Here is a 24872-nt window from a genome sequence, read left to right on the forward strand (position 1 = left end):
GGGGCGCCAGCCACGGGCCCGGGCCGGCCCGAGCCGGGCCTGGCCGCGGGCCGGCGCCGGGGGCTCAAGGCGCCCGCGGGGCGGGCGGCTCCGCGCCGGTGCGGCGCTCCGGCCCGCCGCGGCGGACCGTCCGGCCGCCGCGCCGCGCCCGGGGGCCGCGGACGGCTCGGGAGCCGCGGGCCGTCCCGGCCGCCGTTCCGGTTCCTGGGCGGAGGACGTCCGTCCTCGTCTTCCAGCCACGCACTCACCCCCGGTGTCTGCCGCGCCCGTGTGCCACGGCGGCGGCCTCACCCGGTCCCTCGGCGGGACGGCGTCGTGGTCGCTGTCGATGACTGGACGTCGGCGTTCGGCCGGCCGGTTCCCGCTGTCGGTCGGGGGCAGGCTCGCGTACAGGTTTCCTCTACACGGGTGTAGAGATCGAGCGCAGCATATAGCACCCCTGTTCGGCGCAGGTTTCGGGCCGAGGGCTCTCCGCGGTCTCCCGGCGACTTCCCCGCCCGGGCGCCGTCGGCCGTGGCGCCGATTGTCGCGGATGAGAAGGCGGTGAGAAAAGCGCTTCCCGAAAAGACGCTCCTGACCTGCGGTGATGCCCGGCTTTCCGGGTCGTTCGGGGGCGTTCGCGGGCACGGCGGACGGCGGGCTCAGGCCTCGTTGAATTCCCGCCAGCACAATGGCGCTCCCCGAGAGGCACCCGGAGGCGAGAGGAGGGGCGCGCAATGGCCGCCACCGTCACACGGCCGCCCGCGGCGGTCCGGCACCGGGCTCCGGAGGAGCTCGTCCCCGGCGCGGTGCTCGCCGCCGTCGCGCTCGGCGTGCTCGGCGTGCTCGCCCTGTGGTGGCGCGACACGGCCTTCGTGTCCGGCGCCGCGGGCTGGCTGAGCGGGGCCGGCCGGATCTCCGGCCTGCTCGCCGGGTACGCCGCTCCCGTCCTGCTGCTCCTCATGGCCCGGATCCCGCTGCTGGAGCGGGAGGTCGGCGCCGACCGGCTCGCCCGCTGGCACGCCTTCGGCGGCCGCTACCTGGTCGGCCTGGTCACCGTGCACGTCCTCACGATCGTGTGGGGCTACGCGCTGACCGACGGGCGCGGGGTGGTGGGGGAGGGCGTGGACATCGTCCTCCACTACCCCGACATGCTCAAGGCCACCGCCGGGACGCTCCTGCTGTTCGCCACCGGCGCGCTCTCCGCCCGGATCGCCCGCCGCCGCCTCGGCTACGACGCCTGGTACTACCTGCACCTGGCCACCTACCTCGCCGTCGCGCTCGCCTTCGGCCACCAGCTCACCACCGGCGCCGACCTCGGCGACGGCCCCGCCCGCCCGGCCTGGTACGCCCTCTACCTCGGCACCCTCGCCGTGCTCGGCTGGTACCGGCTGGCGCTGCCCTACCTGCGCGACCGGCGGCACCGGCTGCGGGTGGCCGAGGTGCGGCCGGAGGGCCCCGGAGTCGTGTCGGTGTTCCTCGTCGGTGAGCAGGTGGAGCGGCTGCGGGCCGAACCCGGGCAGTTCTTCCGCCTGGAGTTCAAGGCGCCCGGCCTGCGCTGGACCGCCAACCCGTACTCGCTGTCCGCGCCGGTGCGCCCGCCCTTCCTGCGCTTCACCGTCAAGGACCTCGGCGAGCACAGCGCCGCCGTCGCGAAGCTGGAGCCCGGCACCCCGGTGCGGGCCGAGGGCCCGTACGGCGCGTTCACCGGGCGGCGACAGCGGCGGCGCAAGGTGCTGCTGCTGGCGGCCGGGGTCGGCATCACCCCGCTGCGGGCGCTGTTCGAGACGCTGCCGGGCCAGGTGACGCTGGTCCAACGGGCCCGCCGCTCGGAGGACTTGCTGTTCCAGGACGAGCTCGCCGCGATCGCCGCCCGCCGCGGCGCCGCCGTCCACCCGGTGGTCGGCACCCGCGCCGAGGTCGGCGACCTCGGGGCCGTGCTGCGCCGGCTCGTCCCGGACCTCGCCCGGCACGAGGTGTTCCTCTGCGGCCCGGAGGAGTTCTCCGCGGACGCCGTCCGGGCCCTGCACGCGGCCGGCGTGCGCCGGATCCACCACGAGGCCTTCGGCTTCTGACCGTCCCTGCCCCGAAAGTCTCCGAAGTCCCAAGTCCCTGACCGTTCCCGACCGTTCCCGACGAGCAAGGGGAGTACCCACCGTGCGCAGAGCCGTCGTCGTCGGCAGCGCCACCGCCGCGGGCGTGATCCTGCTGCTGTCGCTCAAGCCGCACCAGGGCGCCGCGAGCGCCGCCGCCCCGATCAGCTCCGGCAGCTCCGGCAGCTCGGGCGGCTCGGGCGGCTCCGGCGGTACGTCCGGCACCTCCTCGGCGCCGCCCGCGCAAGCCTCGGACACCTCGGGCACCCGCGCGATCACCGGGGACTCCGTCGACACCCGGTACGGGCCGGTCCAGGTCAAGGTGACCCTCGCCGGCAAGAAGATCACCAGGATCGACGTGGTCAGGTACCCGAGCGAGAGCGGGCGGGACCGGTCCATCAACAGCTACGCCCTGCCGGTGCTCAACCAGGAGGCCCTCTCGGCCCAGAGCGCCGCGATCGACGTCGTCTCCGGCGCCACCTACACCAGCGACGGCTACACCCGCTCGCTGCAGAGCGCCCTCGACAAGGCGGGCTCATGACAGCGGGGGTGCGCAGGCACGCCGAGCACGTGATGGGGACGGTCTTCTCCTTCGCCGTTCACGGCGGCGGCCGGGAACTGGAGGACCTGCTCGCCCGGATCGTCGTGCGGCTGCACCGGATCGACGAGGTCTTCTCCCCTTATCGGGAGGACAGCGACATCAACCGGTTCGAGCGCGGGGAGATCGCCCTCGGCGCGTGCGACCCCGAGGTCGCGGAGGTGCTGGCCCGCTGCCGCGAGGTGGCGGCGCAGACGGACGGCTTCTTCACCATGCGGCCCGGCGGGGTGCTCGACCCGAGCGGCTGGGTCAAGGGCTGGGCGGTCGAGGAGGCCTCGCGGGCCCTGCGGGAGGCCGGCTACGGGCGGCACTGCGTGAGCGGCGGCGGCGACGTCCAGACGGCGGGCGGGCCCTGGCGGGTCGGCATCGCGGACCCGCTGCGGCCGGGGGAGGTGGTCGCCGTGGTCACCGGGAACGACGTCGCGGTGGCGACCTCGGGCACCGCCGAGCGCGGCGCCCACATCGTCGACCCGTACCGGGGGAGACCGGCGCAGGGCCTCGCCTCGCTGACCCTGGTCGGCGAACGGCTGGCGCGCGTCGACGCGTGGACGACGGCGGCCTTCGCGATGGGTCCCGACCGGGGCCTCGCCTGGGCGGCCGCCCAGCCGGGGATAGAGGCGCTCGCCGTCCTGCCGACCGGCGCCACCCGGTGGACCCCGGGCTTCCCGGCCCGCACGGACGCGGCGAGGGCGGTCGGATGACGGGGGAGGAGCGGCCCGAAGCCCGCCGCCGCAGGCGCACCTGCCGCCCGGCGGCACCGGTGGCCCCACCGCCCGCCCCGGCCACACCTCGCCCGGCCGGGGCCCCGCCGCGCCGCGCGGCCGGTCCCGTCGGGCCGGCTTCCGGCCGCGGCCCTTGCCCTCGTCCGGCCCTCGCCCCACTGCTATACACTGCACCGGCTAGTTTCCCATTCAGGACAGGAGTCGCCGTGGCGGTGACGAGCGGAGCAGGGCGCCCGGAGAAGCGGGTGGCCATCACGCGGGCCGCGACGGCGGTGTTCGGGCGCGAGGGGTACGTCCGCGCGAGCATGGACGCGATCGCGGCGGAGGCCGGCGTCTCGAAGCGCACGGTGTACAACCACTTCGCCGACAAGGAGACGCTCTTCCTGTCGGTCGCCCTGACGAGCTCCGCCGAACTGACCGGCACGATCCGCGAGTTGGCCGACCGCCGCCTCGGGAAGATCGTCGACCTGCGGCAGGACCTCACCGACTTCGCCGTCGACCGCGCGCACGCCGTCCTGTCCGCGGGCGATCACGGCGCGCTCGGCCGCGCGATCCGCGCCGAGGTGGCCAACATCCCGGCGGACGTCCTCGAGGCGTGGCTGGAGGCGGGCCCGATCGCCTCGCTGCGCGACCTCGCCGAGAGGTTCACGGCCCTGGCCGCCCGCGGGCTGCTGGCGGTCGACGATCCGGCCCTGGCCGCCGAGCAGTTCACGCTGCTGACCTTCCACGGCGTGGCCGACCGCTCCTTCTGGGGCGCGCTGCCGGTGCCGGAGCAGGAGGTCGGGCGGATCGCCGCCGTCGGGGTCGACGCGTTCCTCAAGGTCTACGGGGTGCCCGCGGGCACCCCGTAGACCGGGGGCGTCACTTCCAGACGACGCCCTTGCCGATGGTGTACGGGTCGGCCGAGTACTCGGCGCCCGCGACCTTGGAGGCCGCCGGCGCGAGCGACACGAAGCAGCCGACGGCGGACTGGCCGTTGGTGAAGCCCGGGGGCATCGGGCTGGCCGTGCACTTCGGGAAGGACGTGAAGATCGCCACGCCCTGCGCCCCGGAGCCGTCCGGCTGGAGTCCCCTGATGTGGGTCAGGGTGCTGTTGGACAGGTCGGTGGTGCCGACGTTGGTGAACTTGTAGTGGATGTAGTACGGCACCATGCCCGCGGCCTTGTCGCCGAGCTTGAGGCTGTCCAGGTCGGCCTGGGTGCCCTGCTCGATCGAGGTGACGGCCATGGCGATGCTGCCCTTGGTGCTGCCGGAGCTGAACGGCACCTGGACGGTGTCGCCGATCTTGGCGGTGGTCCCGGCTGCGGCGTCCTTGCCGGTGCCGGCGGCCAGGGCGCCCCCGGGCGCGGAGGCGGTGGGCGCGGCGGCCGGGGTCGTCGGCGCGGCGGCGCTCGGGGTGGCGGACGGCGCGGCCGCGGTGGTCGCCGGGGCCGCGGTCGTCGGGGCGGCGGGTGCGGCGGTCTTCGCCGTGTCGGACGACGAGTTGTCGTTGCAGGCGGTGAGCGTCAGCACGCCGACGACGGCGAGGCCGGCGAGCGCGCGCATGCCCGTACTGGAGGCGGAGCTGTTCACGTGTCGTTCCCCCGTGCTCGTGGACCGTCGGTCGGCGGTCCTCTCGGTGAACGTTGATAGCGCACGCCGGCGCACGGGCACCACGGCTTTGACGGCCTTTTGACCACGCCGTGACAGCCCGGCGACCATACCGGGACACGGCCCGGCGCGGGGGAGCGGGGTGCCGAACACCCCGCTCCCGCCGCGTTGTTGGACATCTACGGCAGCGCGGCGTGCTCGGCCCGGCTGGCCGCGAGCCGCTGCGCGGCGAGTGCGCCGGCCCGCGCGCGGTCGCCCCCGGTGAGCCGGGCGAGGATCGCCGCAAGGGGCCTGACCTGCCCGGCGGTCCCCCAGTGCCCTTCCGGGACCTCGGTGGGGAACACCCAGATCCGGCCGGGGTCGCGCGGCCAGGCCCCCTCCTCCGCGTCGAGGATCGCCTCGGTGACGTCGGCGACGCCCGGCGACCGGCAGCGCTTCGAGTACCGGCTGACACCGAAGGGCACGGACCTGCGGCCCACGCTGCTCGCGCTGCTGGAGTGGGGCGACAAGTACCTCGCCGACGAGGAGGGCCCGGGCGTCGTCGTCCGGCACGCGGCCGCGGACGACGAGGAGCCCTGCGACGAGCCGGTCGCCCTCGTCCTCGAATGCGCCGCCGGCCACACCCACCTGCCGTCCGGCGAGGTCTACCGGGCCTCGGGGCCGGGGGTGCGCTTCCTCCCGGCGTGACGCGTGCGAACCCGACCGAGCGGGCGCGGCGGTTGTCCGTATCCTCACCGAGTGCCCCTCATCAGCCTGCACGACCGGTCCGCCCTCGCCGCCCGCTTCCTGGCCGACCCGGCGCTCCACCTCTTCGAACTCGGCGACCTCGACGACACGCTGTGGCCCAACACCACCTGGTACACGACCGGTGGCCCGGTGGCCCTGCTCTACACGGGCGGCGGCATCCCGGTCCTGCTCGCCTTTGCCCGCCCGGCCGACGTCCCGGCGCTCGAAGCGCTCCTGGGCGAGCTGCGCCCGTTCCTGCCGCGCCGCTTCACGGCGATGCTGCCGGTGGGGGCTCACCGCGCCCTGGCGCCGGACTTCGGTGTCGAGCACCGTTCGACGCTGCTTCGCATGATGCTCCCGGACGGGCCTTCGCTCCCCGAACCCGCCTTCGAGTCCGCGTTGTTGACCGGCGACGACGTCCCCGACCTCCGCACGCTCCTCGCCGAGGCCTACCCCGAGTCCTGGTTCGACGAGCGACTCGTGCTCGGCGGCGGCTACGTCGGCCTCCGCGGTGCGGACGGCCGGCTGCTGGCCACGGCCGGCGTGCACGTCCACTCCGCCGCGTACGGCGTCGCCGTCCTCGGCAACGTGACCACCCGCCCGGACGCCCGGGGGCGGGGCCTCGCCCGCGCCTGCGTCACCGCGCTGTGCCGCCGCCTCGCGAGGACGGCCGCACACATCGGCCTCAACGTGCGCACGGACAACGCCCCGGCTATCCACCTCTACGAGCAGCTGGGATTCACCACCACCGCCACGTTCGAGGAGCTGGTGGTCGCGGCGCGCTGAGCTGCGGGGGTCGCGCGGGGGGTGTGGGGATCGTCACCGTTCCGGGGGGATGTTCGGGCGCCTACGATCGCGAGCGTGAACGACAGCTACTTCGAGCGCACCGGCGAGCGTCGCTTCAAGCCCACCGTCCACGCGGGCGGCGCCTGGAACGACGACGAACTGCACTTCAGCCCGGTGGGCGGCCTCGTCGTCCACGCGATCGAGCGGCACCGGGCGCAGACGGGCGCGGCGGGCGGACTGGCGCTGTCGCGGATCGCCTTCGACATCCTGGGCCGGCTCGCCGTCGACGAGTGCGAGATCACCGTCGAGACCATCCGGCCGGGGCGGACGGTCGAGCTGGTGGAGGCGGTCCTGGTCATAGGGGAGCGGGCGGTGATCCGCGCCCGCGCCTGGTACCTGGCGACCTCCGACACGTCGGTCGTGGCCGGCAGCCCGGTCGAACCCCTCGCCGGGCCAGGGGAGTTCGAGCCGTGGCCGATGAGCGAGCTGTGGGACGGCGGCTACATCGCGTCGATCGACGTCCGGCGCCGGGAGCTGGCGCAGGGCCGGGCCCAGGCCTGGATCGGCAGTGAGGTCGGGCTGGTGGCGGGCGAGGAGATCGGCCCGCTCGCGTCGTTCGTCGCCCTGGTGGACACGGCGAACGGGATCGCGGTGCGGCAGGACCACACGGAGTGGATGTTCCCGAACGTGGACCTCACCATCCACCTGCACCGGCAGCCCGAGGGCCGCTGGACGGGGATGGACACGACCGTCACCTTCGGCCCGACAGGGCACGGCCTGACCAGCACCGTCCTGCACGACGTCCACGGCCCGGTGGGCTCCGCGCAGCAGTCGCTCACCGTGCGGTCGCTGGGGGTCTCGCCGGGGGCGTGAAAACCGCTGGGTGTTCGGTCGGCGGAGACCTACCATCGCGCGAATGACCACTCATGAAGCGATACTCGACGCCGCCCTCGCCCGCATCACCGCCGGCTACGTGTACCCCGAGAAGACGGCGGCGATCGAGGCGGCGATCCGCGGCCGGCTGGCCGAAGGCGCGTACGAGGGCCTGGCCGAGCAGGAGCTGTGCGAGCAGGTGACGCGGGACCTGCAAGCGGTGTGTCCCGACAAGCACCTGCGGCTGCTGTGGAGCGAGGAGCCGCAGTCGATGGACGAGGAGCCGGAGAGCGTCGCCCGGGAGCGGTTCGCCCAGTACGCGCGGGCGAACAACTACGGCGTGCGGCGCGTGGAACAGCTGGACGGCAACATCGGCTACCTCGACCTCCGGATGATCGCCCCGGCGGAGCTCGGCGGCCCGGCGTTCGCGGCGGCGATGCAACTGCTGGCGCCGACCGAGGCGTTGATCATCGACCTGCGCGAGTGCGCCGGCGGGGCGCCGGAGGGCGTGCAGCTGTGGTGCAGCTACCTCTTCGCGAACGACGAGGTGCACCTCAACGACATCTACGAGCGGAAGACGGACAGCATCCGGCAGTACTGGACGCTGGGCCACCTCGCCGCGCCGCGCTACCTGGACCGCCGGGTGGTCGTGCTGACCAGTGACTTCACGTTCTCGGGCGGAGAGGAACTGGCCTACAACCTGAAGGCACTGAAGCGAGGCACGCTGGTCGGCGAGACGACCAGGGGAGGCGCCCACCCCACGGCCCGCATCCCGGTGGCCCCGCACGTGATGGTGACGGTCCCGACGGCCCGCTCGATCAACCCGGTGACGGGCACGAACTGGGAGGGCGTGGGCGTGGAGCCCGACGTGAAGGTCCCGGCCGAGGATGCCCTGGAGACCGCCCTGAACCTCCTGCGGTGAGGTCCCGCGCCCCGGCTGTCGGCCGGCCGCCGGTGGCCGGGGCGTAGCGTTCACCTGCGTCGCATTGCAACGATCCGACCTGTTCGTTGCATTACTCTTCAAGGGCTCTGCAACGATTTATTGGCTCTGACCTGCTGTTATGGCAGTTTCTCGCAACGAATGTGTTGCCGCTAACTAGAAAGCAACGTAGCTTTTCCATCGTCAGAAACGGCGAGGGCAACCAGGCCCCGCCGCTGATCGAAGGAGAAGACGATGCAGACGTTCGCCACCCCCGCCCCGGTCGCCGCCGTCCTCGACGTCCCCGCGGGCCGCATCCGCCTCATCGCGGCCGACCGCGCCGAGACCACCGTCGAGGTCCGGCCGGCCAACGCCGCCAAGGGCCGTGACGTGAAGGCGGCCGAGCGGATCGAGGTCGGGTACGCCGACGGTGTCCTGCGGATCGCGGCCCGGGAGGCGGAGAGCCGGATGCTCGGCAACTCCGGCTCGGTCGAGGTCACCGTCCACTTGCCGTCCGGATCCCGCGTCGAGGCGAAGGCGGCCGACGCCGAACTGCGCGGCGTGGGACGGCTCGGCGAGGTCGCGTTCGAGGGCGCGCGGGCCACGGTGGAGCTCGACGAGGTCGCCGAGGCCCGGCTCACCGTCCAGGCCGGCGACATCACCGTCGGCCGTCTGAACGGTCCGGCCACGGTCACCGCCCAGCAGGGCGACATCCGCATCGGCGAGGCGGTGCGCGGCGAGGTCGTGCTGGAGACGCAGTCCGGGGAGATCTCGGTCGGTGCTGCCCGTGGGGTGTCCGCCTCGCTGGACGCCGGCACCTCCTACGGCCGGATCCACAACTCGCTCCGGAACGCCGAGGGCACCGCCGACCTGCGCGTCCGGGCGACCACCGCCTACGGCGACATCACCGCCCGCAGCATCTGAACCGCCCCGCCTGTCCCGACCACGTCCGAACTTTCCGAAACGAGGCACACCATGAGCATCAACCACGCTGCTTGGACCGGCATGGTGCAGGTCGAGGACACCGCCCTGGCCGTCACCGACACCGGCGGGTCCGGCACTCCGGTGGTCTACCTGAACGGGTCCTACGCGGACCAGTCGCACTGGCGGCGGGTGATCGCCGAACTCGGCCCCGGCTACCGGCACATCACCTTCGACGAGCGGGCCCGCGGCAAGTCGGCGCGGTCGGCGGACTACTCGTTCGAGGCGTGCCTGCGCGACGTCGACGCGGTGCTGGCGGCGCGGGGCGTGGAACGGCCGATCCTGGTGGGCTGGTCGTACGGCGCACTGGTCGCGGTGAACTGGGCCGCCCGCAACCCCGGGCGCGTGGCGGGCGTGGTCTCTGTCGACGGCGCCATGCCCAGCCCGAGCGGCTGGCTCGACGACGCGGCGCGGGCCAAGATCCGCAAGCTGTTCCGCCGCCTGAGCCCGCTCTTCCCGATCTGCCGCCCGCTCGGCATGGCCGCCCGGATGAACGCCGCCCAGCACGCCGACATCAACTTCCAGGCCATCGAACTCTGCGCGCCGACCACCCTCGAACCGGTCCTCGACCGCCTGACCGCACCGACCCGCTACGTGGTCGCCACCGGCGGCAACCTCGGCGCCAAGGAGAAGGACATCGAGCAGTTCCGCGCCAACCTCGAACCGGTGCTCGCCCGCAACCCGAACATCGAGGTCAGCGCCAAGGTCCCGAGCAACCACTCCAAGATCCTCCGCAAGGACTTCCGCGCCGTCGCCGCCGCGGCCCGCGAGCTCGCCACCACCCGCGACCGCCAGGCTGCATGAGCGGTGCGAGCGGTCCGCCGTCCATCCGGAGCTGCGGGACTCCTGCGCCCCGACCGAGCGATTCACACCCAGTGCCTTCGGCTTCAGCACTTCTTGGAGAAGAGGGCGAGTCCCTAGCTCGGTTGAGGCCGGCTGGACCACCAGACCGAGGCGAAGAGGAACACGCCGGGGAGGATGCCGGCGACGGTGGAGACGGCGGCTGCGGGGGCGCCGAGGAAGGCCAGGGCCATGCCGACGGCGCCGCAGGCTGCCATCGAGCCGCCGAGGACGCGGAGTTGGGGGCGGCTCCACGCGGTCGCGAGGCCGAAGAAGTGCACGCCGACGACGAAGGCGATCCAGCCGACGGTGGCGGTGGGCGTGTGGAAGGCCTTGTTGATGACGGCGAGGCCGGCGGCTATGCCCACCACTTCGGCGGCGGCGACGAGCCAGTAGCGACCACCGAACCGGGGTTCGGGAGCGGTGGTCGCCTCGGGAGCGGGTCGGCGGTTGAAGAGACCGAGGAAGAGGAAGGCCGCGACCGCGAGGACCCGGAGGGGGACGGAGACGGGGTCGGGGAGGGCGCCGGCGTTGGCCTGGACGAAGACGAGCCCGAAGCTCGACCCGATGAGCCTGGTGGCTCGGACTCTGTTCATGATCGGGAAGATACCCCCCGGCTGTGCGGACCGAGGGGCGGGCCTCAGGTCAGGTGGTCGAACTCCCCGGCCTCGGCCCCGAGGACGAGGGTCCGGAGCCTGGCGGTGGCCCCGCCCCGGCCAGGCCGACGGAAAAGCGGGGGGGGGGGGGGGGCCGCGCCCGGCGCGGGGGGGGCGCGCGAGTGGGGGGGGGGGGGGGGCCCGCGGGGTGGGGGGACACCCCGCCCCCCCCGGCCCCGCCCCCGCGGCCGGGGGGCGGGGGCGGGGGGGGGCCCCCCCCCCGCCCCGCCCCCGGTAACCGCGCGGCCCGCCCACCCCGCCGACTTCCTGCGCCGTCGAAAGAGTGGGGCGGATGCGGGAACCGGTGGGATTCGAACCCACGGGCAGACTCGGAGCAGGGCCGCTCCTCCTCCGCCGATCGATGCACGGGGGTCCTCCGGTGCATCGATTGCAATGGGCCGCTCTGCCACGGGCCGCATCCTGCGGGATTGCGCGGTCCCGCTGTCCGCGATCCTACGAAGTTCCGCACCGGGCACGCGACCGGTTTGCCGGGGCGGCGCTCCGCCCTCCGGCCCGATAACCGCTGTACTCCCCACCCCAGGCCCGATATCTTCGCGCCGCCCCCGTCCCGCACCCGGATCGGAACCCCTTGAGCGATCAACTCACCGCCGGCCTCATCGGCCTGGGCGTCATCGCCGTCGACGTCCTGACGCCCCTCGTGGGCGCCGTCGTCGCCGCGAACCACATCCGCAAGAGGGGCCGCAACGCCCGCCTCGCCATGGCCGGTTGCCTGGTCATGGCACTCGCGCCGGTCGTCTCCACCATCGCCCTGACGCTCTGGTTGGAACCGCTGATCCGCGCCACCGATCCGGTCCTGGGGGCCAACCTGGTCCCGCTGTTCACCCTGCCCTTCCAACTGGTCGGGTTCGGACTCCTGCTCGCCGGCGCCCTGTCCGAGCCGAAGCCCCGCCCCGCGCAGCCCCTCCCGCCGATCCAGGTCGAGCTCGAGGTCGAGGCCGAGGCCGCGCAGGGCTGAGTCGCTACACGGCCCGCAGCAGCAGGTGCCCGCGCCGGAAGCGCTCGTTCTCGCCGGGCTCCCGCAGCATCCGGCCGACCTCCGTGAACCCCGCCTCGCCCGCGAGCCGCGCGAGTTCGTCGATCGGCCACCGGTAGGCCGTCGTCACCTTGTGGTCGAACGGCGTCACCGGGTCCCCCTCGGCTTCGAAGAAGCCGAGCAGGACGTGCCCGTCGGCGGCCACCACCCGCCTGAACTCGCCCAGGTACGAGGGGACGTCCGCCGGAGGTGTGTGGATCAGCGAGTACCAGGAGACGGCCCCGGCCAGCGACCCGTCCGCCGCCTCCAGCGCGTCCATCGACCCGACGTCGAACCGGATGCCCGGGTACGTTTCGCGGGCGATCCCGACGAGCGCGGGGGACAGGTCGACGCCGAAGACGTCGAGGCCGAGCCCGCGCAGGAACGCGGACACGTACCCCGGCCCGCAGCCTAGGTCCGCGACCGGGCCCGGAACGCCGCCGGACCGCACGACGTCCGCGAAGGCGGTGACGAACGAGCGGTCCAGCGGGAGGTGCGCGAGCCCGTCGCGGACGAGGTCGGCGTAGCGGACGGCGACGGCGTCGTACGCGCCGGCGGTGGTCTGGTGATGTGACGAGAGTTCAGGCACGGGCGACGACCCTAGTGCCGCTCAGCGTCGCGCGTGCCGGATCCTCAGCCGCCCGTACCCCATGGCGCCGGAGAACCGGATCGTCGGCCCGCCGCCGGAGGTGCTCCGCGGGGGCCGGTAGACGGTGTCCTTCCAGCCGCTCGTCAGGCCGTCCAGGTCGACGACCGCGTCCCTGGGCACGGTGATCTTCGCCCGGCCGGTGCCGAGGCCCAGCACGATGTCGATCACCGGATGCTCGATGACCGCCTTGGAGAGGTCCAGGTGCACCCGGGCGAACGCCGATTCGACCCTGAGGGTGCGCGGCACCCGCCACGAGCCGCGCCGGACGATCCGCCCGCCGAGGGCGCCGATCGTGGCGGTGGTGCCGGGCTTCTCCGGCGGGAGCGGGCCCAGGGCCTGGACGAGGTCGCCCTGGGTGCGGGCGACGAGCAGCCGGTCGAGGCGCTCGTCCATCTCCTCGTGCGTGATGTGGCCTTCGGCGTACGCCTCTTGGAGACGCTGGACGGCGGTGTCGCGGTCGCTTTCGCGGGCCGGGGGCGAGGGTTCCTGCGGCAGGGAGCTCACGAGTCCCACTCTAGAACGAGCCTGGCGCCGGAAGTCGGCCCTCCGGGTACGTCGCGACGCCCCGTCGGGGTGATCGTCATGTCGTCGGACAAGCGGGATAACCTCGTTCGCGCATATTCGCGCGTACCGCGCACAGCGGAATACCGGGCACGACGGGGGATCGGACCATGGAACGCAAGGACGGCGGCGACGAACGCCTGGCAGCCGAGGGTGAAGTGGCGGTCGCCCGCCTGGCGATCGACTCCGGGGACCTGCCGCACGCCGCCGACCACCTCGCCGACGCGATGATCACCGACCCTCAACTGCCCGAGCTGCACGAGGCCCTGGCCGAGCTGTGCGCCGCCGCCGGAGGCCCGGCCGCCGCCCGCGAGCTCTTCCCGCTCGACGGCCAGGTCTTCCTCGGCACCGTCGTCTGCCGGGCCCACGTCGAGGCGGCGGCCGGCGACTGGGACGCGGCGATCGGCATGCTCGCCTCCGCCGTCCAGTTCGACCCCGGCAGACCCTGGGCGCCCGCCTGGCTGGCCCGCGAGGACCTGCCGGGCCTGGTCGACCCGGACGCCGTCGCCCAGGCCGTCGCCCGTGCCTCCGGCGGGCTGCCCGACCCGCTGCCCGCCGAACTCGCCGACGCCGTCCGCCCGTTCGACACCTTCGTGCGGGCCGTCGTGGACCGCCACCCCGACCACGCCCTGCTCCTCGCGATGGCCTCCGGCCTGACCCGCCGCCTCGGCACCACCGCCCGCGCCGTCGAACTCGCCGAGCACGCCCACCGCCTGGCCCCCGGCTACATGCCGTCCGTCATGCTCGGCAACGCCCTGCGCGCCGACGGCCGCCCGGAGCAGGCGCTCGCCGTGTGGGAGGCCGAACTGCGCCGCGTCGCGCCGGACCAGGACGACTCCAGCAGCTACCTCGCCGTCGACGTCGCCGAGCTCTACGGGACGCTCGGCCGCCCCGCCGAGGGACTGCCCTGGCTGGAGCGCGTCCTCGCGGCCGACCCCGCCCACCCCAAGGCCGGACCGGCGATCCACGGGCTGCGCCACGCCGTCGACGGGGACGCCGCCCACCTGCTCGCGCTCGCCGACCACCACCGCGCCCACCCCGACCACGACTACGCCCAGGACCTCCTCGAACGCCTCGGCCACCGCGCACCCTGGCTCGGCCTCGTCCCCGGCGCCACCGAGGCGACCGTCAACGTGCTCCACCAGGTGCTGGAGGCGCCCGGCACCACGCGCGACACCGAGATCGACTGCACGGCCTCCACCGTCGAGCCGCCCAGCTCGCTGCTGGCCGTCCACCTCGCGCTGCCGCGCACCACCGTCGGATACCAGTCGGTCGGCACCCCCGACCCGCGCCTGCCGCTGGCCGAGCCCACCACCACGCTCTGGACCTGGGACGGCACCGACCCGCGCCCCGCCGTCGCCCCGCCCGCCGCCGCGAGCGCCGAACTCGTCCGGGCCACCGCCGAACTCGTCTGGCCGACCGTCCCCGCCGCCTACGACCACGCCGTCCGGCTCGCCGGGCTGCCGCTCGACGACCTCGTCGGAGTCCTCGCGCACCCGCCCGCGCCGCGCGAGGACGAGCTCGGGCGGGCGCTGCTCGCCCACCAGCCCGAGCTGTGGGTGCGCGCCGTCCAGACCTTCGCGTGCCTGGGCATCGCCCACCACCGCACCGACCAGCCGTGGGCCGGGTCCGACCGCCGCCGCGTCCTGCTCGACCTGCTGCTCGGCCCCGAGGACTGGGTGGTCGAGGCGGCCGGCTTCGCGCTCGTCGCGATCGGCTGGACGCACCCCGGGACGCGCGCCGACATCGCCGCCCAGCTCGGGCGGCGGCTGCGCTACTGCGCGGAGGCGGACCGCACCCGGGTGGTGACGATCCTGCGGTCCGTGGGCCAACTGGCGCTCGCGGCGCCGTGGTTGCCGGCGGAGGAGCTCGACCGGGCGCGCCGCTTCGTCGCCGGCGAGGCGGACGGGACGCCCGAGCCCGCGAAGCCGGGACCTTCGAGGCCCGAGGCCGCACCGCGGCCGAAACCGGGCTTCCTGCGCCGGCTCTTCGGACGCGGCTGAGGCGCGCTCGGGCGCTCGGCCGCTCCGGGCACACGTGCGCGTCGGCGGCGTCGAACCGCCAGTAGCCCGCCGACCCGCAGGCGACCCCGCAGGTGCCCCCGAACGTGCCCCCCGCACGTGCTCCCGGACCGCGGACTAGACGCCCGGCAGCGGATCCTGGTCGACGTCGTGCCGCGGGACGCGCTCGGCGGGGTCGCGGCACTCGGGGCCGAGCCGCAGGATGCGGGACTCCGGGTCGTGCAGCGGCCGGTGGCAGCGGCGGCAGGTGACGCGGTGGCGGACGGCCTCCGGGGTGTCCGTCCCGGGCAGCGGATCGGGGGAGCTGGTCATGGTGAGACCGTAACGAAGCGGGCGCCGTGAAAGGATCCCCCCCATGGCCACCGACCGCACCAGCGCAGGAGACCCGGCGCGCACCCTCGCCCTCCTCTGGGGCCTGACCGCCGAGGAGAAGCCCGGCCGGCGCGGCCCCCGGCAGGCCCGCTCGACCGGCGAGATCGCGGCGGCGGCCGTCGCGCTCGCCGACGCCGAGGGCGTGGACGCGGTCACCATGCGGCGCATGGCGCAGGAGCTCGGCCTGTCCCCGATGGCGCTCTACACGTATGTGCCCGGCAAGGCCGAACTGCTCGACCTGATGCTCGACACCGTCTACGCGACGATGCCCCGCACCGCCCCCGCCGGCGACGGCTGGCGTGCCCGCGTGACGGCCGTCGCCGACGACAACCGGGCGCTGCACCGGGCCCACCCGTGGATCGCGGCCGTCTCCACCAGCCGCCCGCCGCTGGGCCCGGGCCTGATGGCCAAGTACGAGTACGAGCTGCGCGCCTTCGAGGGCACCGGCCTGCCGGACGTCGACCTGGACGCGGCGCTCACCCACGTGCTCGGCTTCGTCCAGACCTGCGCCCGGATGGCCTCCGACGAGCGGGCCGCGCAGCAGGACAGCGCGATGACGGACGAGCAGTGGTGGGCCGCCAACGCCGATCTGCTGGCCCGGGTCTTCGACGCCGAGCGCTACCCGGTGGCAGCCCGCGTCGGCGCCGCCGCGGGCGCGGCGCACGGCGGCGCCTACGACCCGGACCACGCCTACGCGTTCGGCCTCGCGCGCGTGCTGGACGGCCTGGCCGCGCTGGTCACGAAGCGGTAGGCCGCCCGTCGTACTCCTCGCGGGCGGCCAGCACCTCGGGCACCCGCCGCTCCGACCACAGCGCGAGCCCCGCGACCAGCTCGGCGGCCTCGTGCCCGAGCGGCGTGAGGCTGTAGTCGACCCGGGGCGGGATCACCGGGTGGGCCTCGCGGAGCACGAAGCCGTCGCGCTCCAGCGTCTGGAGGGTCTGGGCGAGCATCTTCTCGCTGACCCCGGTGACCCGGCGGCGCAGTTCGCTGAAGCGGTAGCCGCGCTCGCGCAGCGCCCACAGGACGAGCACGCCCCAGCGGCTGGTGACGTGCTCCAGCACGCCCCGGGACGGGCACATGCGGTCGAAGACGTCGGCCGGGGGGAGCTTCTCGATTACCTTCACGTCAGTACCCTACTTTGAAGTGCGTACTTTCGAAAGGTTAGTGCGGTCCCTAGGGTGAGCTCCGAGGGCAACACCACCGCATCCTTGAGGAGCACTCCCATGTACGTCGTCACCGGTGCCACCGGCCAGCTCGGCCGCCTCGTCGTCGAGGGCCTGCTGGCCGCCGTCCCCGCGGGCGAGGTCGCGGTCGCCGTCCGCTCCGCCGAGAAGGCGGCCGACCTGGCCGCGCGCGGTGTCGCCGTCCGCGTGGTCGACTACGACGAGCCCGGGACCCTGGCCGGCGCCTTCGCGGCCGGCGACCGGGTGCTGCTGATCTCGGGCAGCGAGGTCGGCCGCCGCATCCCGCAGCACCGCGCCGTGATCGACGCCGCGAAGGCGGCCGGGGTCGCGCTGCTCGCCTACACGAGCGCGCCGGGCGCGGCCACCTTCCGGCTGGCCGACGAGCACCGGGCGACGGAGGAGCTGATCGCGGAGTCCGGCCTGCCGTCCGTCCTGCTGCGCAACGGCTGGTACACCGAGAACTACCTGGGCGACGCGGCCGGTACGGTCGCCCGCGGCGTGGTGCTCGGCAGCGCGGGCGAGGGCCGGGTGGCCACCGCCCCGCGCAAGGACTACGCGGACGCGGCCGTCGCCGTCCTGCTCGGCGAGGGCCACGAGGGCCGGGTCTACGAGCTGAGCGGCGACACCGCGTGGAGCCTGCCCGAGCTCGCCGCCGAGCTGGCCGCGGCATCGGGCGAGCCGGTCGCGCACCGCGACGTGACCCCGGCCGAGCACCGCGGGGTGCTGGTCGGCGCGGGCCTGCCGGAGGGCTTCGCCGAGGTGCTGGTGGACGTCGACGCCGGCATCGCGCGCGGCGAGCTGGCCGGCACCCCGGGCGACCTCGCCCGCCTGATCGGCCGCCCGACCGTTCCGCTTGACGAGTCCGTCCGCGCGGCGCTCAAGGCGTGACCCGCACCCGCTCTGACCTGGGCGTTCTCGCCCCTTGGGCGCTGTCATGACCAAAATCCGGAAACGGAGATGACAGTCCGCCCTCCCGCCCGCTACCGTCACCTCGACATACGCGCGCGCGGAGGGCAGGCGGCAGATGCCGGACACAACGAAGCAGGAGAGCGGCAACGGCATCTGGTACGGAGCCGCGGCCTACGGCATCTGGGGGCTCTTCCCGCTGTTCTGGCCGCTGCTGGAGCCCGCCGCCGCCGACGAGATCGTGGCCAACCGGATGGTCTGGTCCCTCGTCGCGGTCGTGGGGCTGCTGGCCTTCCAGCGGCACTGGGGCTGGATACGCCCGCTGCTGCGCCAGCCCCGCCGGGTCGCGATGCTGGCCGGCGCGGCCACCGTGATCACGGTCAACTGGGGCGTCTACATCTGGGCGGTCAACAGCGGCCACGTCGTCGAGACCAGCCTCGGCTACTTCATCAACCCGCTCGTGACGATCGGCTTCGGCGTCCTGGTCCTCAAGGAGCGGCTGCGCGTCGCGCAGTGGACGGCGGTCGGCGTCGGCGCGGCGGCGGTCGCGGTGCTCACCGTCGCGTACGGGCAGCTGCCCTGGATCGCGCTCACCCTGGCGCTGTCCTTCGCCACCTACGGCCTGCTGAAGAAGACGGTCGGGCTGAGCGGCGTGGAGAGCCTGGCGGCGGAGAGCGCCTTCATGTTCCCGTTCGCCCTGGCCTACCTGGTCTACCTGGAGGTCAGCGGGCGCGGCACCTTCGGCCACGCGGTGGCCGGCTCGTACGGCTGGGGCCACTCCGGCCTGCTGGCGCTCAGCGGCGTCATCACCGCGATCCCGCTGCTGTGCTTCGGCGCGGCGGCCGTGCGGGTGCCGCTGACGATGCTCGGGCTGCTGCAGTACCTGGCGCCGGTGTTCCAGTTCCTGATCGGCGTCGCGGTGTTCCACGAGTCGATGCCGCCCGCGCGCTGGGCCGGCTTCGGCCTGGTCTGGGTGGCGCTGGCCGTCCTCACCTGGGACGCGCTGCGCCGGGTGCGGGCCGACCGCGCGGAGCGGGCGGCCGCGGCACGCGCGCCGCGACCGGCCCCCGCCCCGGCGGCCACCCGGTAGGACATCCCTGGTGCCACGGCACCAGGGAGACGCGGTCAGGCGCTGATGTCCCGGCTGGAGAACCGCGCCCAGGCCGCCGAGCCGAACACGGCGACGTAGCCGGCCTGCAGGGCGAGGTTCTTCAGCACGCTGTCCCAGTACATCGGCTGGCGCAGCAGGTCCGCGAAGCTCAGCCAGTAGTGGGTGAACAGGAACGGCCGGATCGCGTCCAGCTGCGGGAAGTTGTCCAGGATCTGGACGGTGATCACCAGCACCACGGTGGCGGCCATCGCCGCGATGCCGCTGCCGGTGAGCGTCGAGACGAACAGCCCGATCGCCACCAGCCCGGCCAGCGAGAGCGCCACCACCGCGGCCACCAGCAGTGCCCGCGGCAAGGCCTCGCCGAGGCCGATGGTGTCGCCGGACAGCAGCGTCACCTTGCCGAGCGGGAACAGCGCGGCGCCGGTGGCCAGGGCCGTCAGCGCGACGGCCGCGGTGGCCGCCAGGCAGAAGGCGAGCCCGGCGGTGAACTTGGCGGCCAGCAGCCGCGTCCGCCCGGCCGGGGCGACCAGCAGGTAGCGCAGCGTCCCGGTGGCGGCCTCGCCGGCCACCGAGTCCCCGGCGACGACGCCGACCGTCATCGGCAGGAAGACCGGCAGCGCCACGGCGAGCGCGGTGAACACCAGGAACAGGCCGTTCTGGGTGGTCTGCGCGATGAAGCTCGGACCGCCGTCCCCGTGCGGGCCGTCCGTGTTGACCTTGATGACCACACCGATCAGGACCGGCAGCGCCGCCAGGATCGCCAGCAGCACCAGGGTCCGCATCCGGCGGAAGGTCAGGTGCAGCTCGTTGCGGAACAGCGCCAGGAAGCCGGACGCCGTCTGCGGCCGCCGTCCGGCGGCCCGTGACCCGCCTCCGGGCGCGACCGCCACCGCCTCAGCCCGCGACATCGAAGCCCTCCCCGGTCAGCGCCACGAAGGCGTCCTCCAACGTGCCCCGTTCCAGGCCGAACCCGTGCACCCGCACGCCGGCCTCCACCAGCGCCGCGCACAGCTTCGGCAGCGTCGAGTCGTCGACGGCGGCGAGCTCGGCGTCCACCCGGTCCTCGCCGCGCACGACGTCGGCGACCTGGTGGGCCGCGAGCACCTCGGCGGCCCGGTCGGCGTCCGGCGTGCGCACCACCAGCCGGCCCTGGGCCCGGGCGGCCAGCTCGGCGACGGTGCCCTGCACCACCAGCCGGCCGCGGGACATCACCGCGGCGTGCGTGCAGACCTGCTCGATCTCGTCGAGCAGGTGCGAGGAGAGGAACACCGTGGTGCCCTCCGCCGCGACCTCCCGCACCAGCGTCCGGATCTCCCGCATGCCCTGCGGGTCCAGGCCGTTGGTCGGCTCGTCCAGCACCAGCAGTTCGCGCGGCTGGAGCAGCGCCGAGGCCAGGCCGAGCCGCTGCTTCATGCCGAGCGAGTACGCGCGGGCCTTCTTGCCCGCCGCCGCGGTGAGCCCGACCCGCTCCAGCGCCTCGTCGACGCGGCGGGCGCGGGTGCGCGGGTCGGCCGTCGGGTCGGCGGCGTCGAACCGGGCGAGGTTGTCGCGGCCGGACAGGAAGCCGTACAGCGCGGGGCCCTCGATCAGCGCGCCCACCCGGGGCAGCACGGTCGCGACGGACTGCGGCATCGGCTCGCCGAGCACGGTCGCCACGCCGGAGGTGGGGACGATCAGGCCCATCAGCATGCGGATGGTCGTGGTCTTGCCGGAGCCGTTGGGGCCGAGGAAGCCGAAGACCGAGCCGCGCGGGACGGCCAGGTCCAGGCCGTCGACGGCGAGCTGGCCGCCCCGGAAGCGCTTGGTGAGCCCGCGCGTGCGGATCACGTCGTCGGAGTGGGTGGGGGCGGGGGCGGCAGCGGGAACGGGGGCCGGGCGCGCCTCGGCGCCCCGGCCCCCGGCCGACTCCGTAACGTCCCCCGTTACGGGAGTCTTCGTCACCCCTACTTCACCCCGGCCGCGTTCTGCAGGACGGACTGCGTGACGGCGCCGGCGAACACCCGGCCGTCGTCGGTGATCAGGACGTTGAGCACCTTGGTGCTGATCAGCGTGCCGCCGGCGACCGGCTTGCCGAGCGCCTTGGCCAGGGCCGCCGGGTTCTGGAACGAACCGTGGCCGCCGTGCTTGCCGTCCTTGGCGCCGTTCGCGCCGTTCGCGCCGTTCGCGCCGTTCGCGCCGCTCGCCGGCGTGCCCTCCGGACCGCTCGGCAGGTGCGCGGCGATCACCGAGGTCCAGCCCTCGCCGATCACGTTCGTCCCGCCCTGCTCGCCGGCCTCCTTCTTGCCGTCCGGGCCGCGCTCGGCGTCCGCCTTCCCGCCCGCCTGCTCGCCCGCCTGCTTGTCGTCCGCCTTGTGCTCCGTCACCTTGGCGCCCTTGGGCACGGTGAAGTCGAAGGTCTTGGCGGCCGGCTTCGCGAAGGAGACGTCGGTGAAGCGCACGTCCAGTACGGCGCCGCCGTCGGTGCCCAGCACCTTGACCGCGAGCGGCACGCCGTTGTCGGCGGCCACCGCGATGCGGACCTCGGAGATCGTCGAGCCGGACTGCTTCGGCTTGACGCTCAGCTGGTAGGCGTTCTGCCCGGCCACCTTGGCGGTGCCGGCCACGGTGACGGACGTGGTGCTCGCGCTCTCCGTCAGGAACTGCCTGGCGGCCTCCTGCGGCGTCGTCGGCACACCGGCCAGCGGGGCCTTCGGGTGCTCGGCGCCCTGGTGCTTGGCGGCCTGACCGGTCAGGTGCACGGCCTGGTTGGTCGAGCTGTCCCAGGCCCAGCCCTGGTCGCCGTTGTGGACCAGGGTGTAGCCGGCCATGTTCTCCAGCAGGTCGAGCCGCTGGTGGTCCGGCCCGTCCACCGCGATCCGCAGCGTCTGGTCGCCGCCCAGCAGACCGAGCAGCTTGGCCTGCGGATCGGCCGACGAGCCGCCCTGCCCGCCGCTGCGCCCGGCCGCGGCACCGAGGCCGCCGGCCGCCGCCCCGAGCAGCTGGCTGGGCACCCCGAGGTCGGTCGAGAGCGAGACCGTGCCGGAGAGCGCCTGGGTGTCCGAGGCGAGCGCCTTGGCCACCACCTGCTCCGCCGTCAGCGAGGGGAGGTCCGGCGGGGAGTCGGCGGCCAGTGCGGGCACCAGCCCGATACCCGTGGCGACCGCCGCGGCCACCGCCACCGGCACGCCCGCGCGCATCAGGGTGCGCCGCCGTGAGCGGTACGGCGCGCCGCCGTCCACGTTCTCCCCCGCCGCCGTCTCATTCGTCATGGCGTCATCAACTCCTCTGCGAACCCGCCCGATTGCCTTGCCCTTCCATTAGAGGCCCGGCCCGCGCGCGCGTCATCGCCCTGTGGGGCCACTTCGGGGTAAACCGCCGGGGTACGTCAACCCTGAGACGTCCTCAGGGTTGGCTCCTCCCGGTGTACGACTCCTGGCGTAGTGTCGCCGCATGGACGCAACCGCCGCCGACCGCACCGACTCCCCGACCTCGCCGCCCCCCACCGCCAACGCCATGCGCCGCGCCCTGCGCCGCGCCCGGGACGGCGTCGCGCTCGACGCCGCCGAGGCGGCCGTGCTGCTCCAGGCCAGAGGCGAGGACCTGCGGGACCTCTGCGCGAGCGCCGCCCGGGTGCGGGACGCCGGCCTGGAGGCCGCCGGCCGCCCCGGCGTCATCACCTACTCCAAGAGCGTCTTCATCCCCCTCACCCGGCTGTGCCGCGACAAGTGCCACTACTGCACCTTCGTGACCGTCCCCGGCAAGCTGCGCCGGGCCGGGCACGGGATGTACATGTCCCCCGACGAGGTCCTCGCGGTGGCCCGCCGCGGCGCCGAACTCGGCTGCAAGGAAGCCCTGATCACGCTCGGCGACAAGCCCGAGGACCGCTGGCCCGAGGCCCGCGAGTGGCTCGACGCGCACGGCTACGACGACACCGTCGCCTACGTCCGCGCGATGTCCATCCGCATCCTGGAGGAGACCGGCCTCCTCCCGCACCTCAACCCCGGTGTGCTGAGCTGGACGGACTTCCAGCGCCTCAAGCCCGTCTCCGCCTCCATGGGCATGATGCTGGAGACCACCGCCACCCGCCTGTGGAGCGAGCCCGGCGGCCCGCACCACGGCTCCCCGGACAAGGAACCCGCCGTCCGGCTGCGGGTCCTGGAGGACGCGGGCCGCAGCTCCGTCCCCTTCACCAGCGGCCTGCTGATCGGCATCGGCGAGACGTACGAGGAGCGCGCCGAGTCGCTGTTCGCGCTGCGCAAGGTCTCCCGGGCCTACCACGGGATCCAGGAGCTGATCCTGCAGAACTTCCGCGCCAAGCCGGACACCGCGATGCGCGGCATGCCCGACGCCGAACTCGACGAGCTGGTCGCCACGGTGGCCGTCGCCCGGCACGTCCTGGGCCCGGCCGCGTGCCTCCAGGCGCCGCCGAACCTGGTGGACGGCGAGTACGAGCGGCTGATCGGGGCCGGCATCGACGACTGGGGCGGCGTCTCCCCGCTCACCCCCGACCACGTCAACCCCGAGCGCCCGTGGCCGCAGATCGAGCGCCTCGCCGAGCGCTCCGCGGCGGCCGGCTTCGAACTGCGCGAGCGCCTGGCCGTCTACCCCGAGTACGTGCAGCGGGGCGAGCCCTGGCTGGACCCGCGCGTCCTGCCGCACGTGCGCGCCCTGGCCGACCCCGCGACCGGCCTCGCGAACCCGCACGCGCCGGTCGTCGGCCTGCCCTGGCAGGAGCCCGAGGACCTCCCGGAGTCGTACGGGCGGACCGACCTGCACGCCACCATCGACACCGAGGGCCGCACCGGCGACCGCCGGGCCGACTTCGAGGACGTCTACGGCGACTGGGAGGTCCTGCGCGAGCAGGTGCTCGCGGAGGGCGCGCCGCAGCGGCTCGCCGGGGACCTCCGCGAGGCGCTCGCGGTCGCCGCCGACGACCCGGCGAGGCTCACCGACGACCAGGCCCTCGCCCTGTTCCACGCCGACGGCCCCGCCCTGGACGCGCTCTGCCGGATCGCCGACGACGTGCGCCGTGACGCCGTCGGCGACGACGTCACCTACTGCGTCACCCGGAACATCAACTTCACCAACGTCTGCTACACCGGCTGCCGGTTCTGCGCCTTCGCCCAGCGCCGCACCGACGCCGACGCCTTCACCCTCTCGCTCCAGCAGGTCGCCGACCGGGCCGCGCAGGCCTGGGACGTCGGCGCCACTGAGGTCTGCATGCAGGGCGGCATCCACCCGGACCTCCCCGGCACCGCCTACTTCGACATCGCCCGCGCGGTGAAGGAGCGCGTGCCCGGCATCCACGTGCACGCCTTCTCGCCGATGGAGGTCGTCAACGGCGCCACCAGGACGGGCCTCTCGATCCGCGACTGGCTCCAGCGGGCGAAGGAGGCCGGCCTCGACACCATCCCCGGCACGGCCGCCGAGATCCTCGACGACGAGGTCCGCTGGGTGCTCACCAAGGGCAAGCTGCCCGCCGCCACCTGGGTCGAGGTCGTCACCACCGCGCACGACCTGGGCATCCGCTCCTCGTCCACCATGATGTACGGGCACGTGGACACCCCGGCGCACTGGCTCGGGCACCTGCGGCTGCTCGCGGAGATCCAGCAACGCTCGCTTGAATCCAACAGCAGTGGCGGCTTCACGGAGTTCGTCACCCTGCCGTTCGTCCACACCAACGCGCCGGTCTACCTCGCCGGCATCGCCCGGCCCGGCCCCACCGCCCGCGACAACCGCGCCGTGGTCGCGATGGCCCGGCTGCTGCTGCACCCGCACATCCCCAACATCCAGACCAGCTGGGTCAAGCTGGGCGCCGAGGGCGCGGCCGAGATGCTGCGCTCGGGCGCCAACGACCTCGGCGGCACGCTGATGGAGGAGACCATCTCGCGCATGGCCGGTTCGGCGTACGGGAGTTACAAGTCGGTGCGCGACCTCCAGGCGATCGCCGAGGCCGCGGGCCGTCCGCACCGCCAGCGCACCACCACCTACGGCGAGGTGCCGGCCGAGCGCCGGGCCGCCGCGCTCGCCTCGGACGGCCACCTGCCGGAGCTGCTGCCCGTCCTGGACTGACGCGCTCCGCACGGCGACGAGGGGTCCGGCACACCGCCCGCACGGTGTGCCGGACCCCTCGCGGCGTCGCCGGCGGCGGGGGCGGCGGCGGAGGCCAGCGCCGGGGTGCCGAGGAGGAGCGCGCCGGTGAGGGCCGCCACGGCGGCGGCGCGGGTGCGGGAGGTGGTCATGGCCCGGCACGGTAGGCAGCGCGGGGTGGTCGTCCGTGGCCCCGGGATGGA

General features: G+C 74.4%; 26 protein-coding genes. 16 read left to right on the top strand and 10 right to left on the bottom strand.

Annotation, left to right across the window (positions count from 1 at the left end):
* The first annotated feature begins 716 nt into the window (after positions 1–716).
* The 4 genes from ACFV4G_RS24315 to ACFV4G_RS24330 all read left to right on the top strand — a co-directional run bounded on the left by ACFV4G_RS24315 (position 717) and on the right by ACFV4G_RS24330 (position 4243).
* Positions 717–2054: a ferric reductase-like transmembrane domain-containing protein gene (locus ACFV4G_RS24315; protein WP_380443746.1), complete on the top strand. Its 1338-nt coding sequence runs from the start codon at positions 717–719 to the stop codon at positions 2052–2054.
* A gap of 82 nt (positions 2055–2136) precedes the next feature.
* Entirely contained in the window at positions 2137–2613 is a 477-nt protein-coding gene (locus tag ACFV4G_RS24320; RefSeq protein WP_380443748.1) for an FMN-binding protein, read from the top strand.
* A complete protein-coding gene (locus tag ACFV4G_RS24325) occupies positions 2610–3371 on the top strand; it encodes an FAD:protein FMN transferase (RefSeq protein WP_380443750.1) in 762 nt (253 codons plus the stop codon). Before ACFV4G_RS24320 ends, ACFV4G_RS24325 begins: the two co-directional genes overlap by 4 nt.
* A gap of 227 nt (positions 3372–3598) precedes the next feature.
* The gene (locus ACFV4G_RS24330) at positions 3599–4243 is read left to right on the top strand and encodes a TetR/AcrR family transcriptional regulator (protein ID WP_380443752.1); all 645 of its coding nucleotides are present in this window, start codon (positions 3599–3601) and stop codon (positions 4241–4243) included.
* Positions 4244–4253: 10 nt separating this feature from the next.
* Here ACFV4G_RS24330 and ACFV4G_RS24335 read toward each other — a convergent pair whose 3' ends face one another.
* Both ACFV4G_RS24335 and ACFV4G_RS24340 read right to left on the bottom strand, forming a co-directional pair.
* Complete coding sequence (locus ACFV4G_RS24335; RefSeq protein WP_380443754.1) at positions 4254–4964, bottom strand: hypothetical protein; 711 nt, start codon at positions 4962–4964, stop codon at positions 4254–4256.
* Between the two features lie 197 nt (positions 4965–5161).
* Positions 5162–5326 (bottom strand): hypothetical protein, encoded by a 165-nt coding sequence (locus tag ACFV4G_RS24340; protein ID WP_380443756.1) that lies wholly within the window; start codon positions 5324–5326, stop codon positions 5162–5164.
* A 58-nt stretch (positions 5327–5384) separates the two neighbouring features.
* Here ACFV4G_RS24340 and ACFV4G_RS24345 point away from each other — a divergent pair, with 58 nt between their 5' ends.
* The 6 genes from ACFV4G_RS24345 (at position 5385) to ACFV4G_RS24370 (ending at position 10071) form a co-directional block, all read left to right on the top strand.
* Positions 5385–5669, top strand: a complete 285-nt coding sequence (locus ACFV4G_RS24345) for a winged helix-turn-helix transcriptional regulator (RefSeq protein ID WP_380443758.1) — start codon at positions 5385–5387, stop codon at positions 5667–5669.
* Positions 5670–5720: 51 nt separating this feature from the next.
* Positions 5721–6494, top strand: coding sequence for a GNAT family N-acetyltransferase (locus ACFV4G_RS24350; RefSeq protein ID WP_380443760.1), 774 nt, complete (start codon positions 5721–5723; stop codon positions 6492–6494).
* Between the two features lie 75 nt (positions 6495–6569).
* Entirely contained in the window at positions 6570–7367 is a 798-nt protein-coding gene (locus ACFV4G_RS24355) for a thioesterase family protein (protein ID WP_380443762.1), read from the top strand.
* 43 nt (positions 7368–7410) lie between these two features.
* On the top strand, positions 7411–8289 hold the full coding sequence (locus ACFV4G_RS24360) for a S41 family peptidase (protein ID WP_380443764.1): 879 nt from the start codon (positions 7411–7413) through the stop codon (positions 8287–8289).
* 252 nt (positions 8290–8541) lie between these two features.
* Complete coding sequence (locus tag ACFV4G_RS24365; protein WP_380443766.1) at positions 8542–9210, top strand: DUF4097 family beta strand repeat-containing protein; 669 nt, start codon at positions 8542–8544, stop codon at positions 9208–9210.
* A 51-nt stretch (positions 9211–9261) separates the two neighbouring features.
* The gene (locus tag ACFV4G_RS24370; protein WP_380443767.1) at positions 9262–10071 is read left to right on the top strand and encodes an alpha/beta fold hydrolase; all 810 of its coding nucleotides are present in this window, start codon (positions 9262–9264) and stop codon (positions 10069–10071) included.
* 113 nt (positions 10072–10184) lie between these two features.
* Here ACFV4G_RS24370 and ACFV4G_RS24375 read toward each other — a convergent pair whose 3' ends face one another.
* Positions 10185–10703 (bottom strand): hypothetical protein, encoded by a 519-nt coding sequence (locus ACFV4G_RS24375; protein ID WP_380443769.1) that lies wholly within the window; start codon positions 10701–10703, stop codon positions 10185–10187.
* Positions 10704–11352: 649 nt separating this feature from the next.
* On the opposite strand from ACFV4G_RS24375, the gene ACFV4G_RS24380 reads away from it, so the two are divergent.
* Positions 11353–11739, top strand: coding sequence for a hypothetical protein (locus ACFV4G_RS24380; RefSeq protein WP_380443771.1), 387 nt, complete (start codon positions 11353–11355; stop codon positions 11737–11739).
* 4 nt (positions 11740–11743) lie between these two features.
* Here ACFV4G_RS24380 and ACFV4G_RS24385 read toward each other — a convergent pair whose 3' ends face one another.
* Together ACFV4G_RS24385 and ACFV4G_RS24390 are read right to left on the bottom strand one after the other, a co-directional pair.
* Positions 11744–12385, bottom strand: a complete 642-nt coding sequence (locus ACFV4G_RS24385) for a class I SAM-dependent DNA methyltransferase (RefSeq protein ID WP_380443773.1) — start codon at positions 12383–12385, stop codon at positions 11744–11746.
* Between the two features lie 21 nt (positions 12386–12406).
* Positions 12407–12949 (bottom strand): DUF1707 domain-containing protein, encoded by a 543-nt coding sequence (locus ACFV4G_RS24390; protein ID WP_380443775.1) that lies wholly within the window; start codon positions 12947–12949, stop codon positions 12407–12409.
* A 167-nt stretch (positions 12950–13116) separates the two neighbouring features.
* Here ACFV4G_RS24390 and ACFV4G_RS24395 point away from each other — a divergent pair, with 167 nt between their 5' ends.
* Positions 13117–15009: a hypothetical protein gene (locus ACFV4G_RS24395; protein ID WP_380443777.1), complete on the top strand. Its 1893-nt coding sequence runs from the start codon at positions 13117–13119 to the stop codon at positions 15007–15009.
* A gap of 135 nt (positions 15010–15144) precedes the next feature.
* Here ACFV4G_RS24395 and ACFV4G_RS24400 read toward each other — a convergent pair whose 3' ends face one another.
* Positions 15145–15339: a DUF6011 domain-containing protein gene (locus ACFV4G_RS24400; RefSeq protein WP_329932154.1), complete on the bottom strand. Its 195-nt coding sequence runs from the start codon at positions 15337–15339 to the stop codon at positions 15145–15147.
* A 43-nt stretch (positions 15340–15382) separates the two neighbouring features.
* On the opposite strand from ACFV4G_RS24400, the gene ACFV4G_RS24405 reads away from it, so the two are divergent.
* The gene (locus ACFV4G_RS24405) at positions 15383–16150 is read left to right on the top strand and encodes a TetR/AcrR family transcriptional regulator C-terminal domain-containing protein (protein WP_380443779.1); all 768 of its coding nucleotides are present in this window, start codon (positions 15383–15385) and stop codon (positions 16148–16150) included.
* Here the strand turns inward: ACFV4G_RS24405 and ACFV4G_RS24410 are convergent.
* Positions 16137–16478: a winged helix-turn-helix transcriptional regulator gene (locus tag ACFV4G_RS24410; RefSeq protein WP_380443842.1), complete on the bottom strand. Its 342-nt coding sequence runs from the start codon at positions 16476–16478 to the stop codon at positions 16137–16139. The genes ACFV4G_RS24405 and ACFV4G_RS24410 overlap by 14 nt on opposite strands.
* A gap of 144 nt (positions 16479–16622) precedes the next feature.
* On the opposite strand from ACFV4G_RS24410, the gene ACFV4G_RS24415 reads away from it, so the two are divergent.
* The gene (locus tag ACFV4G_RS24415; RefSeq protein ID WP_380443781.1) at positions 16623–17471 is read left to right on the top strand and encodes an SDR family oxidoreductase; all 849 of its coding nucleotides are present in this window, start codon (positions 16623–16625) and stop codon (positions 17469–17471) included.
* A gap of 136 nt (positions 17472–17607) precedes the next feature.
* On the top strand, positions 17608–18579 hold the full coding sequence (gene rarD / locus ACFV4G_RS24420; protein WP_380443783.1) for an EamA family transporter RarD: 972 nt from the start codon (positions 17608–17610) through the stop codon (positions 18577–18579).
* 35 nt (positions 18580–18614) lie between these two features.
* On the opposite strand, the gene ACFV4G_RS24425 is transcribed toward rarD, so the two are convergent.
* The 3 genes from ACFV4G_RS24425 to ACFV4G_RS24435 are packed head-to-tail and all read right to left on the bottom strand — an operon-like array spanning position 18615 to position 21848.
* Positions 18615–19508 carry an ABC transporter permease gene (locus tag ACFV4G_RS24425; protein ID WP_380443785.1) on the bottom strand — a complete coding sequence of 298 codons (894 nt, stop codon included), beginning with the start codon at positions 19506–19508 and terminating at the stop codon, positions 18615–18617.
* Positions 19495–20541, bottom strand: coding sequence for an ATP-binding cassette domain-containing protein (locus ACFV4G_RS24430; protein WP_380443787.1), 1047 nt, complete (start codon positions 20539–20541; stop codon positions 19495–19497). Before ACFV4G_RS24430 ends, ACFV4G_RS24425 begins: the two co-directional genes overlap by 14 nt.
* A 2-nt stretch (positions 20542–20543) precedes the next feature.
* The gene (locus ACFV4G_RS24435; protein WP_380443789.1) at positions 20544–21848 is read right to left on the bottom strand and encodes an outer membrane lipoprotein carrier protein LolA; all 1305 of its coding nucleotides are present in this window, start codon (positions 21846–21848) and stop codon (positions 20544–20546) included.
* Between the two features lie 244 nt (positions 21849–22092).
* On the opposite strand from ACFV4G_RS24435, the gene ACFV4G_RS24440 reads away from it, so the two are divergent.
* Positions 22093–24651, top strand: a complete 2559-nt coding sequence (locus ACFV4G_RS24440) for a bifunctional FO biosynthesis protein CofGH (protein ID WP_380443844.1) — start codon at positions 22093–22095, stop codon at positions 24649–24651.
* Positions 24652–24872 lie beyond the last annotated feature (221 nt).

The sequence above is a fragment of the Kitasatospora sp. NPDC059747 genome, assembly GCF_042732955.1.
In the GTDB taxonomy this organism is placed as follows: Bacteria; Actinomycetota; Actinomycetes; order Streptomycetales; family Streptomycetaceae; genus Kitasatospora.